The sequence below is a fragment of the Gemmatimonadota bacterium genome (assembly GCA_009841265.1).
Taxonomy (GTDB): domain Bacteria; phylum JAAXHH01; class JAAXHH01; order JAAXHH01; family JAAXHH01; genus JAAXHH01.
Genome location: VXMB01000009.1, coordinates 996,926 through 1,010,930 on the forward strand (window position 1 = coordinate 996,926; position 14,005 = coordinate 1,010,930).

General features: G+C 61.3%; 13 protein-coding genes, 1 tRNA gene and 1 pseudogene. 1 reads left to right on the forward strand and 14 read right to left on the reverse strand.

Annotated elements, in window-relative coordinates; genetic code table 11:
• Positions 1–63: 63 nt before the first annotated feature.
• Genes F4X08_09220 through F4X08_09250 form a run of 7 tightly spaced genes read right to left on the reverse strand, consistent with a single transcriptional unit; the run spans position 64 to position 6,125 of the window.
• The gene (locus tag F4X08_09220) at positions 64–993 is read right to left on the reverse strand and encodes a bifunctional riboflavin kinase/FAD synthetase (protein ID MYD25979.1); all 930 of its coding nucleotides are present in this window, start codon (positions 991–993) and stop codon (positions 64–66) included.
• Positions 990–1,442 carry a 30S ribosome-binding factor RbfA gene (gene rbfA, locus F4X08_09225; GenBank protein MYD25980.1) on the reverse strand — a complete coding sequence of 151 codons (453 nt, stop codon included), beginning with the start codon at positions 1,440–1,442 and terminating at the stop codon, positions 990–992. Before rbfA ends, F4X08_09220 begins: the two co-directional genes overlap by 4 nt.
• A 17-nt stretch (positions 1,443–1,459) precedes the next feature.
• Positions 1,460–1,741 (reverse strand): DUF503 domain-containing protein, encoded by a 282-nt coding sequence (locus tag F4X08_09230; protein MYD25981.1) that lies wholly within the window; start codon positions 1,739–1,741, stop codon positions 1,460–1,462.
• 7 nt (positions 1,742–1,748) lie between these two features.
• Positions 1,749–4,013 carry a translation initiation factor IF-2 gene (gene infB / locus F4X08_09235; GenBank protein MYD25982.1) on the reverse strand — a complete coding sequence of 755 codons (2,265 nt, stop codon included), beginning with the start codon at positions 4,011–4,013 and terminating at the stop codon, positions 1,749–1,751.
• A gap of 4 nt (positions 4,014–4,017) precedes the next feature.
• Positions 4,018–4,368 carry a 50S ribosomal protein L7 gene (locus F4X08_09240; GenBank protein MYD25983.1) on the reverse strand — a complete coding sequence of 117 codons (351 nt, stop codon included), beginning with the start codon at positions 4,366–4,368 and terminating at the stop codon, positions 4,018–4,020.
• The gene (gene nusA, locus F4X08_09245) at positions 4,365–5,624 is read right to left on the reverse strand and encodes a transcription termination factor NusA (GenBank protein MYD25984.1); all 1,260 of its coding nucleotides are present in this window, start codon (positions 5,622–5,624) and stop codon (positions 4,365–4,367) included. The genes F4X08_09240 and nusA overlap by 4 nt, the downstream gene beginning before the upstream one ends.
• Before the next feature lie 18 nt (positions 5,625–5,642).
• The gene (locus F4X08_09250) at positions 5,643–6,125 is read right to left on the reverse strand and encodes a ribosome maturation factor RimP (protein MYD25985.1); all 483 of its coding nucleotides are present in this window, start codon (positions 6,123–6,125) and stop codon (positions 5,643–5,645) included.
• A 207-nt stretch (positions 6,126–6,332) separates the two neighbouring features.
• Here F4X08_09250 and F4X08_09255 point away from each other — a divergent pair, with 207 nt between their 5' ends.
• Positions 6,333–7,121 carry a recombinase family protein gene (locus F4X08_09255; GenBank protein ID MYD25986.1) on the forward strand — a complete coding sequence of 263 codons (789 nt, stop codon included), beginning with the start codon at positions 6,333–6,335 and terminating at the stop codon, positions 7,119–7,121.
• Positions 7,122–7,211: 90 nt separating this feature from the next.
• Here the strand turns inward: F4X08_09255 and F4X08_09260 are convergent.
• From F4X08_09260 to F4X08_09290, 7 genes and pseudogenes are all read right to left on the reverse strand, one after another.
• Positions 7,212–7,285, reverse strand: a tRNA-Arg gene (locus tag F4X08_09260).
• Between the two features lie 52 nt (positions 7,286–7,337).
• Positions 7,338–8,783, reverse strand: coding sequence for a tRNA (N(6)-L-threonylcarbamoyladenosine(37)-C(2))-methylthiotransferase MtaB (gene mtaB, locus F4X08_09265; GenBank protein ID MYD25987.1), 1,446 nt, complete (start codon positions 8,781–8,783; stop codon positions 7,338–7,340).
• Positions 8,784–9,196: 413 nt separating this feature from the next.
• Positions 9,197–11,056 (reverse strand): annotated as a pseudogene (locus tag F4X08_09270) (30S ribosomal protein S1).
• A 76-nt stretch (positions 11,057–11,132) separates the two neighbouring features.
• A complete protein-coding gene (locus F4X08_09275) occupies positions 11,133–11,855 on the reverse strand; it encodes an rRNA pseudouridine synthase (protein ID MYD25988.1) in 723 nt (240 codons plus the stop codon).
• Complete coding sequence (gene scpB / locus F4X08_09280) at positions 11,842–12,540, reverse strand: SMC-Scp complex subunit ScpB (protein MYD25989.1); 699 nt, start codon at positions 12,538–12,540, stop codon at positions 11,842–11,844. Before scpB ends, F4X08_09275 begins: the two co-directional genes overlap by 14 nt.
• Positions 12,541–12,586: 46 nt before the next feature.
• Positions 12,587–13,333 (reverse strand): segregation/condensation protein A, encoded by a 747-nt coding sequence (locus tag F4X08_09285; GenBank protein MYD25990.1) that lies wholly within the window; start codon positions 13,331–13,333, stop codon positions 12,587–12,589.
• Positions 13,318–13,857 carry an HNH endonuclease gene (locus tag F4X08_09290; protein MYD25991.1) on the reverse strand — a complete coding sequence of 180 codons (540 nt, stop codon included), beginning with the start codon at positions 13,855–13,857 and terminating at the stop codon, positions 13,318–13,320. The genes F4X08_09285 and F4X08_09290 overlap by 16 nt, the downstream gene beginning before the upstream one ends.
• Positions 13,858–14,005: the final 148 nt, after the last annotated feature.

Consider the following 14,005-nt stretch of genomic DNA (forward strand, 5'->3'; position numbering starts at 1 on the left):
TCTCCTTGAATGGATTGACTGTGACCGGTTCCCCGGGGGCGCCACGGGCGCCGCCCGTTTCGATCACGCTTTCAACATGTTGTACGTCGTATATACGTCCTTTGAAATCTGGTCTTTGAGCGCTTCGACGGTCTCGAACCTCTTCTCGTCCCGGATACGCTCGACGAATTCCACCCGGATGGACTGGTTGTAAAGGTCCCCTTCGAAATCCAGGATGTGCACCTCGCAGTGTTCGACCTCCTGGCCGAACGTGGGCCGGACGCCGATGTTCATCACGCCGTTGAGCACCCTCTCGCCCAGGCCGACGCGAACCGCGTATACCCCCCGCCTGGGGATCAGGGCGTCGGGATCGTGCGGTTCCAGGTTTGCAGTGGGAAACCGCAACGCGCTCCCTCTTCCGTCCCCGCGGACCACCGTGCCGGTGATCGCGTAGGGATGGCCGAGCAGACGCTCGGCTTCGTGGATTTCTCCTTCTGACAGGACAGCTCGGATCTGGCTGCTGTTTACCGGGCTCCCCTCCACCTGAATCGGTTGCACCACGTGGACCGCAAAATCGTATCGCGCACTCAGCCGGTCCAGCAGCAACCGGTCTCCCCGTCCGTGTCTTCCGAAATTGTGGCTGTAGCCTACGACAATCTCCTGTATATCCAGTGTGTCTACATACGTCGCTTTAACGAAGGATTCCGCCTCGATCCGGGCAAACGCGTCCGTGAAGGGGATGACGAGCACGGCATCGATTTCGAATGGCGACAGCAGCTCCAGTTTCCGGTCCGTCGGCGTCAGGATCGGCAAGGACGGTTTTCTGCCGACGACCAGTTGCGGATGCGGATCGAAGGTCACGACCACGCAGGGGGCGCCCAGGGCTTTCGACCGGTCGATCGCCTGCTCGATGATCGCGCCGTGCCCCAGGTGGACCCCGTCGAAGTTGCCAACGGCGATCACGGCCCGGGGATAACGGGTTGCGGCTTCCTCAACGGAGCGAAGGACCTTCATCGGCCTTCGTCGTCTCCCTGGTCCGCCTGTACCTGGTCCGCCGGCACCTGGTCCGCCGGCACCTGGTCCGCCTTTACTTGGTCCGTCTGACTACCGGATTCGTTGTCCGTGGTTTCTATGCTCCTCATGACATTCGAAATACGCTGTGCGTAGTCGAACGACTCATCGTACCGAAAGAGCAGTTCCGGAATGTGCCTCAGCTTGATTCTCCGCCCGAGCTGCGTCCGGATATATCCCTTCGCCCGTTCGAGTCCCTCCAGACTCGCTTTCTGATCCTCCTGCGTACCGAGCACGCTGAAATAGACCCGCGCGTGCCTCAGGTCGACCGATACGTCCACGGAAGTCACCGTCACGAATCCGATACGGGGGTCCTTCATCTCGTGCTGAATGATCTGGCTGACTTCCTGTTTGACCAGGTCAGCCACCCGTGCCGTTCGACGGTGTGCCATTTACCGCTCCTGGGCCGCTAGTACCACTCGAACGCGTGATCCAGTACCAGCAGCCTGGGTTCCGCCTGAACCAGATTCAGCACCTGCCGCAGCGTCCGGTCGACGTAACCTTTCTCTTCGGAAACCATCGCGAGTCCGAGGGTGGCCCGCTGCCAGAGCGACTGGTGCTCCACCTCCGCGACCGACACGTTGAATCGATTTCGGATCCGGTCCTTCAGCCCCTTGATCACCTGCCTCTTGGCCTTCAGCGAGCGGCTTTCGGGCAGAAACAGGTCGATTCGGCACAGCCCTACGATCATGATTCAATCAACGCGTCTGCAGTTGCCGGGCGACTTCCCGGGTCTCGTAAACCTCGATGGTATCGTCCTGCTTGATGTCCTGGAACCCGTCGACGGTCAGCCCGCATTCGAACCCGGTCTGAACCTCGCGGACGTCCTCCTTGAACCGGCGCAGCGATCCGACCGTGCTCTCGTAGACGACGATTCCGTCGCGAATGAGCCGGATGTTGGCGTTACGGGTCACGTTGCCGGACTGGACGTAGCAGCCCGCGATCGTTCCCACGCGCGGCGCCCTGAAAATCTCTCTTACTTCCACTACGCCCACGACCTGTTCTTCGATATCCGGTTTCAACATGCCTTCCAGGGCGTCCGTGACGTCCTGGATGACACGATAGATGATGTCGTACAGGCGTATGTCGACTTTCTCCCGCTCGGCCAGCGCCCTCGCCTGGGCGTTGGGCCGTACGTGAAATCCGATGATGATGGCGTTGGACGCCGTGGCGAGCAGGACGTCGGATTCGTTGATGGCCCCGATGCCCGTGTGGATGATCCGTATCTTGACCTCGTCGTTCTCGAGGCGCAGCAGCGAATCGCTCAACGCTTCCACGGAACCGCCCACGTCGCCCTTGACGATGACGGGCAGTTCCTGGATCTCGCCTTCCTTGATCTGGTCGTATATGTCTTCCAGGGTGATCGGCCTGGCCTGGCGGAACTCGTGCTCCCTGCGCATTTGCCGGCGCCGGTTGCCGATCTCCCTCGCCAGCGATTCCGATTCCACGACGGCGAAGGAGTCGCCGACCTGGGGCATGCCCGAGAATCCCATGATCTGAACGGGTACCGACGGTCCCGCGTCCCCGATCCGCGCGCCTCTTTCGTTGAGCAGCGCCCTGACCCGGCCGCTGAACTGGCCCGCCACGAAAGCGTCGCCGACGCGCAGCGTGCCCTGCTGGATGAGGACGGTGGCGAGCGTTCCGCGGCCGCGGTCCAGTTCCGCTTCCACGACCACGCCCTGCGCCCGCCTGGCGGGGTTCGCTTTCAAGTCCAGCATCTCCGATTGCAGCAGCACCATTTCCAGGATGTGGTCCACGCCCGCTCCGGTCAGGGCCGACACTTCGCAGGCGATGACGTCGCCGCCCCAGTCTTCTACGAGAAGACCGCGCTGGCTCAGTTGTTCCTTGATGCGGTCGGGACGGGCCGTTTCGAGATCCATCTTGTTCAGCGCGATGATGATAGGGACTTCGGCGGCCTTGGCGTGGTCGATAGCCTCGATAGTCTGCGGCATGACTTCCTCGTCCGCCGCCACCACGAGGATGACGATGTCGGTCACCTGCGTGCCCCGGGCGCGCATGGCGGAAAAGGCCTCGTGACCCGGTGTATCCAGGAATGTGATCTGTCCGCTTTCCAGGTCGACTTCGTAAGCGCCGATATGCTGCGTGATGCCCCCGGCCTCGCCGGCGATCACGTTGCTCTTGCGGATGTAGTCGAGGAGGGAGGTCTTTCCGTGGTCTACGTGTCCCATGATGGTGACCACCGGGGGACGGGACACGAGGACGCCCTCGTCCTCTTCTTCTTCGTCTTCTTCGATATACTCGAGGCCGTACTCGGACTGCTCCTCGATTTCGAAACCGAACTCGGACGCGACGGTCATCAGGGTGTCCATGTCCAGCCGCTGGTTGATCGTGATCATGAGTCCGAGCTGCAGGCATTTCGAGACGATTTCCGTCGGGGAGACGGAAAGGTGCTCGGCCAGCTCACCGGCCGAAATGAACTCGGGTACCCGAATGACGCTCAAAGCCTCGTCGTCGGCTTCCCCTTCTTCCCGGTCGCCCCGGCGCCGGCGTCGTCGTGTGCGGGTGCTGTCCATCTGGGCGATAGTCCGGCGCACGCTGGCTTCCACTTCCTTCTGGTCGACCTTCGCCTTCTTTTTCTTCTTGGATCGACGGCGGCGCCCGCGTACGTCCCCATCACCCTTTACCGCCTGGGTGGCGGGGGCTCCGTCCTTCCTGGCCGGCTTTCCCGCTTCCGCCTTCGGCCGGGCCCGGCCCGGGCCCTCCTTCACGGTCTTCGGCTTGGGTTTAGTCTCCGACGCGGCCATCTTCCTCTTGCGGTCCTGTTCCTCACGGGCCGCTAGTTTCTCCTGCTCGAACCGCATGTTGACGTCGAGGACCATCTTTTCGTCCATGATGCTCATATGACTCTTGACCGTGTGGTCCAGGTCCCGAAGCATCTGGACGAGCGCGTTGCTCGATATGTTGTACTGCTTGGCTACTTCGTAGATTCTCTTTGACGCCATAGGTCTAATCGTTTCCTTCCGGAGACGCTTTCTTCAGCATTCCGCTCGCCAGGTGCCGGTCCGAAATGGACAGCACCGCCATGGGCGCCCGGTCCAGGCACGCGCCCAGTTCCAAACGGGTATGACATTCGAGTACGGGTACGCCCCGGGAACCGGCCAGTCTTCTGAAAGAACGCTTCGTCCCCTCGGAGGCATCCCCGGCCAGGATGACGAGCCGGGACTTCCCGCCGTGAATGGACTTCTTGACGGCTTCCGCGCCGCCCCTTACCTGGCCGGCGCGCACGCCGAGGCCCAGGAGTCCGGTCACGGATGGTTGATCGTTACGCTGATTCACTGGAGTTCCTCTACTCTTCACTGAACCGCCGTCATGATCTTATCGGCCGTCACGCCGCCGATCCCGGAAATTTCCTGCAGGTCGTCGGCGGTGGCCTGTTGCAGGGACTCCACCGTTGTGTAACCGGCGTCTTCAAGCTTCTGGCGCAGCTTATCGGAAATGCCGTCTATTTCGTCGAGCGACCCGGCTTCTTCCTCATCGGTATCGTCAGCGCCGAAGGTCTCGGAAATGAGCTGCTTCTCGAGATCAGAACGCTTGATCAGGTCGATGTTCCATCCGGTAAGCTTGACAGCGAGCCGGGCGTTCTGGCCCGCCTTGCCGATAGCCAGCGAGAGTTGGTCATCCTCGACGACCACGCGCATGTCCTTCTTCTCGATGTCCAGGATCTGCACCTGGGCCACTTCGGCGGGACGAAGCGCCTGGGTCACGAAGGCGGACGGGTCGTTGCTCCACGGCACGATGTCGATCCGCTCGTTGTTGAGCTCGCGGACGACCGCCTGTACCCGCGTGCCCTTCATGCCCACGCACGCACCGACGGCGTCGACCCGGTCGTCGTGTGAAAGGACGGCGATCTTGGACCGGTCGCCCGGCTCCCGGGCGGATGCCTTGATTTCCACGATACCCTCGTGGATCTCCGGCACCTCCATTCGGAACAACAGTTCCAGGAACGCCTCGCAGCTCCGAGAAAGTATGACCTGCGGGCCCTTAATGGCGTTCTGCACGTCGAGGATGAAGGCGCGGATGGTCTCGCCTTGCCGGTACCTTTCCCGCCGTATCTGCTCGCGCCACGGCAACAGCGCCTCGGTGCGCTCGATCTTTACGATGATATTGCCGCGGTCCACCTGCTGCACGCTGCCGATTACGATCTCGTTGACCCGGTCCTTGTACAGTTCGTAGACGTTTTCCCGCTCCGCCTCACGGACGCGCTGCACGACGACCTGCTTGACCGCCTGTATCGCGTTGCGCCCGAACTCCTCGAAGGCCAGGGCCTGTTCGACGCTACCGCCCAGCTCCGCATGCGGGTCGATCCCCTGCGCAGTCTCGAGACTGACCTGGGTCTCGGGATCCTCCACCTCGTCCACGACTTCCCAGACCGCCGCCATTTCGATCGTCCCCAGCTTTTCGTCGATCCGCACCTGAACGTTGTCGTCGCCCGTGCCGAACCGCTTCTTGGCCGCCGTGATCAGGCCGGTCTTCACCGTGTCCCAGACCACATCACGCTCCACGTTTTTCTCTCGTATGATCTGCGCCAGCGCCTCAATGACCTCGTAGTTCATTACCTGGTGCTCCCTCTCCTAACCATTGTCCCAACCATGTTCCAGTTCCCGGTGGGCTTTCCGGATGCTTGCGACGGGTATGCGATGCTTCTCCCCCTCGCAGACTATTTCTACCGTACCGTCCTCAATGCCTTCGAGCAGGCCCACCCGCGTGACCGTTCCGCCGTTCCCGTCCGCGGAAACGACCTTGACCCGCTTTCCCAGGGCCCTGCGGAAGTCTCTTGCCGTCTTGAAAGGCCGGTCCAGACCGGGTGAGGAAACTTCGAGCGTATAGCGGGACGGAATGGGGTCTTCCAGATCGAGCAGGCTGGACAGTTCGCGGTTTACCTTTGCACAGTCGTTGATCGTAACGCCGCCCGGCTTGTCGATCAATAGCCTGAGGACGTAACTTCCCTGCCTGCCCGCAAGTTCCAGATCCACCAGTTCGAACCCGGCTTCATCGACGATCGGACCGGCGAGTGAAGAGACGATCCTGACGATCGAATCGCGGTCAGTTTCCATCGCGTATTTTCGAGTTCCAGCACCAAAAACACACAAAAAAAAGCGGGCACTACTTCGCCCACTGTCTGCAGCACCACTCTAATATATGGGGGAACATTAAACCAAGCAAGCAAAAAGTTTTACGTCGATTCCCGGCCCGTTCCGGGCGGCTTTAAAAAAGTCCTTGGATCACGAAAAGACACAAAATATGTTTAGTCCTGAAGGGACATGTCAAACGCACGGTCGAGGCCGTCCAGGAGATACCGGATGAACAAGGCGGTTTGCTATATCAGGGTCGGTTCGATGGAGACCCGGAAGCATCCCTTTCGAAGGGCGGACCAGGAGAAACGGCTTCGCGCCTACTGCGCGGAAAATGATCTCGACATCTTGCTGGTGATCCGCGATATCCGTGTCGAAGCGTTCATCCCGCTCGAGGAACGTCTGGGCGGCCGGGACCTGGTCGATACGATCGAATCGAAGGGCATCCAGCATGTCGTCATCTGGCGGCTCGACCGTCTGTTCAGATCCGCGGCGGAAATGTCGGGCTGCCTCGCGGCCTGGTCCGGCGAAGACATCGCGTGCCACGTGCTTGACCTCGACGGCCGATCCGTCCGCACCGACCAGGAGCAGGGCAAGCTGGTCATGAGCACGCTCAACGTGCTCGCCGGGATGGCCCACGACCTGCCCGCCGAGCGGACGAGGAACCGGATACGGCTGAAGAAGAACAACCGGTTCGTCTATGGCGCAGTCCCCTACGGTTACGACCTGTCCGGCAACCAGTTGGTGCCCAACACCAGGGAGCAGGAGATTATCCGGAAGGTGAAGCACTGGCGGACCGAAGGCAGGAGCCTGCGCAGCATCGCGGAAGAACTCAACGGTATGGGGATCCCCACCAAGCGCGCCGCGGCGGTTTCAAGAGAAACCCGCTGGTACGCGTCCACGGTCCGGTACCTGCTGAAAAACGAACTCTACCTTGCCGAAGAAGAGGAAGACGGCCCGGCCGGGGAAAAGGACTGATCCGGCGATAAGCTGGACTGGATCGGGACGAGTGGATCTGGACCGGGACGAGTGGATCTGGACCGGGGGAAGGGCTGAACCGGGTGGATATACGCCAGAGAGGATTCGAACCTCTGACCTACGGCTCCGGAGGCCGTCGCTCTATCCAGCTGAGCTACTGGCGCAAGACTTTCCAGCCCGCAATATAACGGGCGAATGCTCCGCCTGTCAATCCAATTAAAGGGTCGCGTCGGCCACGGGAACCCGGCCGGTCGCGCCCCCAATTGCGGGTACAGTGTCGTCGGCTCCGGCGTCCCGGGCGTCGGGTATGGAGAGCCGGCCGGTCGCGCCCCGGGCGTCGGTCGCGTCTACTTCCACTTCGACGAAGGTATTCACCTGCTCCGCCCGTCCCTCGAACCAGCATCTCAGCCCGTGGTCCGTCCGCCCGGTCATCTTTCCTTCATCCGATTCTTCCTCGACCAGCACGAGAAGCTTCCTGCCCCTGAATCGGCTGTTATAGGCCGCTGATTTCCGATCGCTCATCGTTCGAAGCAACTCGCTCCGTTCCCGTGCCGTCGGAGGCGGCACCTGGTCTGGCATGCGGGCGGCGCGGGTATGATCCCTTTTGGAATAGGAGAACACGTGGAAATACGCGTAGGGCTGGCGGTCCAGCCGGTCGTACATGCGTTGAAAGGAGGCGTCGGTTTCCCCCGGGAATCCGACCATGACGTCGGCGCCGATACAGATATCCGGCACCGCGTCGACCAGCCGTTCGACCACCTCTTCGGCCTGACCGGCCGTGTAGGTCCGGCGCATGGCCCCCAGCAGTTGGTCGTCGCCGTGTTGCACGGCCAGGTGCGTGTATCTGCAAAGCCTCGGCGCGTGGTTCCCGAACAGGTCGATCAGTTCCCTGTCCACCGCCGTGGGCCAGATGGAGCTCAGCCTCAGGCGGGGCAGCGTAGTCCGTTCCAGGATCTGTCGAACGACGTCATTGAGCGTGACGGGCGTGGGCAGGTCGGTGCCGTATTCTCCGAGATGTACGCCGGTGAGCACGATCTCGGCGTAACCTCTGTCCACCAGGGTCTGAACCTGGCGCATCACGGCGTCCGGAGGCAGGCTTCGATGCCGGCCGCGGGCCCAGGGAATGATGCAGAACGAGCAGAATTGATCGCAGCCGTCCTGGATCTTCAGCGTAGCCCGCGTTCGGTTTTCAAAAGCGGAGACGTCGAGACGCTCGTCGAATTGCGCCATCTCCGCCCTGCGGGTCACCCGAGAAGTGGGAGGATCACCCGCGCGCATCGTCAGCACGTGGTCGACGAGATCGCCCTTTTCCGCGTTGCCGAGGACGAGGTCCACACCCTCGATTTCCAGGAGCTGGCCGGGATTCGTCTGGGCGTAACAACCCGTGGCGACGACGATGGACGTCGGATCGCGCCCGGTGGTCCGCACAGTCCGGACAGCCCGGCGAAGCGCCTGCCGGGCAGACGCATCGGCCTGGTTGGTCACCGTGCAGGTATTGACGACGTAGACATCCGCGGGCCCGCTGAAGGGCACGACATGAAAGCCCCGCAAAACGAACTGCTCGCGAATGGCCTCGGTCTCGTATTGATTCAGACGGCAGCCAAGCGTATGCAAGGCTACCGTCGGCGTATCATGCGCCGGGGCCAAGCCAGGTTGAGTCACGAAAGACCTCTGTCCCGCTGGTCACGGACGGGTGTTTATCCGTCCGTTTCCCCGGTTTTACCGGTGTCCTCGGCTTTGGCGGTGACCTCGGCCTCGGCGGTTTCTTCCGCCTCTGCCGTTTCCTCCACCTCGGCGGTTTCCTCTGCCTCTGCCGTTTCCTCCACCTCGGCGGTTTCCTCTACCTCGGCGGTTTCCTCCACCTCGGCGGCGTTCCCAGTCGTGGCAGCATCTTCTACCTTGGCGGAATCCTCGGCCTTGGCGGTTTTCTCGGCCTTGGCGGTTTTCTCGGCCTTGGCGGCCTCGTCTTTGCCAGCCTCTTCTTCAACGGCCACGACATCGCCGATCACGGTACCCGCCACGGGGTGCTTGCTCAGGTAGTCGTCGATTTCAGCCCGTTCCCGGTCGCGGAAATAGGCCTTCACACTGAGGACGACCCGACGGTTCTTCCCGTCGAATTCGATGACCTTCAGCGGGATCTCCTCGCCTTCCTTGAAGGCATCGCCCGGTCGCTTGATCTCCGGATGATTGAGCTGCGAAATGGGGACGAATCCCTCCACTTCGTGGGAAAGCTCGACGACCACGCCCCGTTCGAGAAGCCGGATGATGACCCCCGTCGTCTCGGTGTTCACCGGATAGACCTCGGCAAGCGAGATCCACGGATCCTCGGAGACCTGCTTGATGCCGAGGGATACGCGCCGGGCTTCGGGATCGATGTTGAGGACCATCACGTCGATCTCTTCACCCTTCCTGACGACTTCGCTCGGGTGCTTGATCCGTCGCGTCCAGGACATGTCGGAGATATGGACCAGCCCGTCTATGCCCTCTTCGATTTCCACGAAAGCGCCGAAAGCGGTGATGTTTCGCACGCGTCCACGAACCATGGCGCCCACGTTGTACCGCTCGTTGAGCGACAGCCAGGGGTCCGGCTGGGTCTGCTTCATACCCAGGGAGATCTTCTCGTTCTGCTGATCCACCTTGAGGACCATGGCGTCCACGTTCTCGTTGACCGTCACCATCTTCGAAGGGTGGGTAACGTGCTTCGTCCAGGACATTTCGGAGATGTGGATCAGCCCCTCGACGCCCCGTTCGAGTTCCACGAAGGCCCCGTAGTCGGTGATGCTGACGACCCGCCCCGTGATGCGTGTACCGACGGGGTATTTCTCCTCGACGTTCGCCCAGGGGTAGGGCTCGAGTTGCTTGAGGCCCAGCGAAATCCGTTCGCGTTCCCGGTCGAATTCCAGGATGGCCACGGTAATCTCGCTGCCGATCGTCACCAGTTCGGAGGGATGGCCGATGCGCCCCCAGGAGATGTCCGTGATGTGCAGCAGTCCGTCGATGCCGCCAAGATCCACGAAAGCGCCGAAATCCGTGATGTTCTTGACCACGCCCTTACGAACCTGGCCGCGGTCGAGTTCGGCGATGATGGCTTGCTTCTGCTTCTCCTTCTCAACCTCGAGCACCACGCGACGGGACACCACGATGTTCCTGCGGCTCTTGTTCAGCTTGATGATCTTGAAGGGAAGCTTTTCTCCGATAAACTGGTCCAGGTTCGGCGTCTGCTTCAACGCCACCTGCGAACCGGGCAGGAAGGCATCCACGCCGAACAGATCGACCACCAGACCGCCCTTGATGCGCCTCAGGATCTGGCCTTCCACCACGGCGCCTTCCTCGTGGGCGTCCTTGATCTTGTCCCAGACCTTCATGAAATCGGCTTTTTGCTTGGACAGCACAAGCTGCCCTTCCTGGGCTTCGATATCCTCCAGGAAGACCTCGATGTCCTGGCCGATCTCGAGTTCGTCGGGGTCCGTGAACTCGGACAGAGAGATCGCGCCTTCCGACTTGAACCCGACGTCGATGATGACTTCGCCGTTCTCGATCGCGATGACCTGGCCGGGAACGATCTCGCCTTCCACGATGTCCTTCAGGGTCTCGTCATACATCTGGAACATCTGTTCGTATTCTTCGAGTTCCTGTTGATTCAGGTCCTGCTCGTCCACCCACTTGGGCAGCCGGTACGGACGCTTCGGGGAAGCGGTTTCCGTTTCGTCGGCCGGCTTGGCGTTTTCCGTCGCCTCGGCGGTTTCCGTTGCTACGGCCGTCTCCGTCGCCACGGCGGTCTCCGGCTCGGCGGAAGGCTCCGCCGGCCCGTCCTGCTCCGAATCCGTTGCGGGTGGTTCCGCGGATACCTCTTTAGCCGCCTCCGCGAGTTCGGCGGGTGAAGAAGACGCCTCGGTCTCCTCGACCTCGGTGGTCTTCGGTGAGTCCTCTGACATGTCACTCCTCCTTGATGGATGAAAAACACGGACCGCCGACACATCCGGAACGGTCCGCCCGAACGAAAAAAGTCCTTCAGCCGGTCATGGAGCTCACCGGCTCAAGTTCCTCGATTTCTCCGTGGGTCAGCGTACGCCATTTCCCGGCGGAAAGGCCTCTGTCGGCCAGTCCGCCCAGTCGCACCCTGATCAACCGCATCACGGGATGCCCCACCATATCGCACATTCTTCGGATCTGGCGCTTGCGACCCTCGTGCAACACGATTGAAAGCCAGGTGTCGCTCTCCGTGCGCCGGATCGATTCCACGGCTGCCTTCGCCGTGGTCCTGCCGTCCAATACAACGCCTTCTCTCAGCCTTTGCAGCGAGTCTTCCCTTGGCACGCCCTTTACGAGGACGTGATATTCCTTTTCACAACGGAAACGCGGATGCATCAGCTTGTTTCCCAATGCGCCGTCGTTCGTCAGGAGCAGCAGGCCCTCCGAGTCCCGGTCCAGCCTGCCGACGGGAAAGACGCGTTCCGGGATGTCCCGGATCAACGAGGCCACCGTCGGCCGGCCGAAGGGATCGCTCAACGTGGTCAGGTATCCGGCCGGCTTGTTGAGCAGGTAACATTTCCGGTCCGCCGTTACCTCCAGCGTCCGGTCATCTACCGTCACGACATCCGAATCGGGATGGACCTGCGTGGCCAGGGAAACGACCGTCTCGCCGTTCAGTTTGACCCGGCCGGCCGCGATCATCGCCTCGCTGTGCCTCCGCGAGGCGACTCCCGCCTGGGCCATGTATCTATTCAGTCTCATCGGTGGACACTATTTTCTCATCCGTTCCGTCCGGCGTCTCACCCGCCGGACCCTCCGGAACTTCTGAATCGCCTGGACTGCCTGGACTGCCTGACTGTTTAGGCCGCGCGAACAACGACGGGTCCAGCTGCTCTTCCACTTCGTCCAGCTCGATATCCTGGTCCTTCAACAGTTCGTTCAACTCGTCCAGCTTGGGCAGGTCCGTTAGCTTGTTGAGCCCGAAATACCGGAGGAAATCACCCGTCGTCGCGTAGAGAATCGGCCGGCCGACACCTTCTCCCCGGCCGGCGATGCGTATGAGGTTGCGATCCAGCAGCGTCCGAAGCACGCCGTCTACGTTCACCCCGCGAATGGCCTCCACCTCGGACCGGCTGATCGGCTGCTTGTACGCGACGATCGAAAGGCATTCCAGGGCGGCCTGGGTGAGCCGCGACGGGATCCTGCCCCGGTAGAGCCGGCGTATCCATTTCGCGTAATCCACCTTGCTGCTGAGCTGGTAGCCGTTGGCCACGTGCCGGATTTCGAAGCCGTGGCCGCCCTGTGCGTACTTCTCGTTCAGGGCTTCGATGCATCCGCCGACCAGGTCCTCGCCCACGTCGTCCATAATGCGGCTGAGTTCGGTCAGGCTGAGCGGGGCGTCGCTGGCGAACAGCACGGCTTCCGTGATCGCGCGGTATTCGTCCAGTTGCGCCTGGTCCATGATCAGTTTCTTCTGCATGTCCCCTGCTCCTTCACGACGAGGTACCTACCGAATCGGAAAGGGTCAGCCAGATCTCGCCCAGCGTATCGGTCTGCTCGAAAACCACCCGGTTCTGCCGGATCAGTTCCAGCAGGGCCAGGAAGGTGATAATCAGGAAGGGCCGGGAGAGATCCTCCTGGAAGAGCGCGCTGAAGAACAGGTTCTTCTGTCGCTTCAGGTGATCCAGGATATCGTCCATCCGGTCCTCGATCGACAGGGACTCCCGTTCCACGGTCCGGTCGAAATCGTCTTTTGCGCGGTCCAGCGTGAACCTGAACGCCTGCAGCAGGTCCCAGAGATTCAGGTTGCCCGCCAGCCGGGTATCGAGCGTTTCCACGCCGTTCAGGTCCTCGTCCGGGTGCTCCGCGGGCGGATGATAGAACACATCGGCGTTGCGGTCCTGGTGCTCGTTCAGCACGCCGGCCGCTTCCTTGAATTGCCGGTACTCCAGCAGGCGCTGCACGAGTTCTTCCCGCGGGTCCGCGCCTTCCTCTTCCTCCTCTTCGGACCTGCGGGGCAGGAGCATCTTCGACTTGATGCGAAGGAGCGTCGCCGCCATGAGCAGGTACTCGCTGCCCACTTCGAGATCGAGCAATTTGAGCAGCTCGAGATACTGAAGGTACTGCTGCGTGACCAGCGAGATGGGAATGTCGTAGATATCCACCTCGTGTTCCCTGATCAGGAACAGCAGGAGGTCCAGCGGTCCTTCGAAGTGTTCGAGCCTTACCTGGTAGGCCATAGCAATTCTTCCGGTTGTTCGTTCTTCAGAAACAGGTAGGGCCGCCAGGAATGATGGTGGATTCCAATGAAGTCTCGAATAAAGTGTATCCTGGTGGGCGCCTTGGGCTTGCGCCGCAGCGCCATGTTCACCTCTTCCGGCAGCCTGTCCCCCTTCTTGTTGTTGCACCGCTGGCAGGCGCAGACCATGTTCTCCCAGCTGTCCCTACCGCCCAGGTACCTGGGCAGGACGTGATCCACGGTAAGGGGGCCTCTCGTCGTGCTGCAGTACTGGCACTGGTGGCCGTCGCGCTTGAGGATGTTCTTGCGCGACAGCATGATGCCCTTGCTGGGTATGCGGACGAAGTTCACGAGCCGGACGATACTTGGCCGGTCGAACAGCGAGTATACGCCCCGCACCGGGTCCGCATATTTGTCAATGATCTCCGCCTTGCGCAGAAAAACGAGAATGACCGCCCGTCTTGCCGTACAAACACTCAAAGGCTCGTAGTTCTGGTTCAGAACGAGGACATGTTCGCTTACCATGCCTTGCACGCCTTTCCGAGACCCCTGTTCCTCCCTTGCGAAACGATCCTGAACCGGTTACGGGAACGATCCCCGCTAAACCTAGACAATGTAGATTTATCAAGGGCTTACGTCAATAGTTTTCTTGGCGGATACGGGCGGGTGGAAC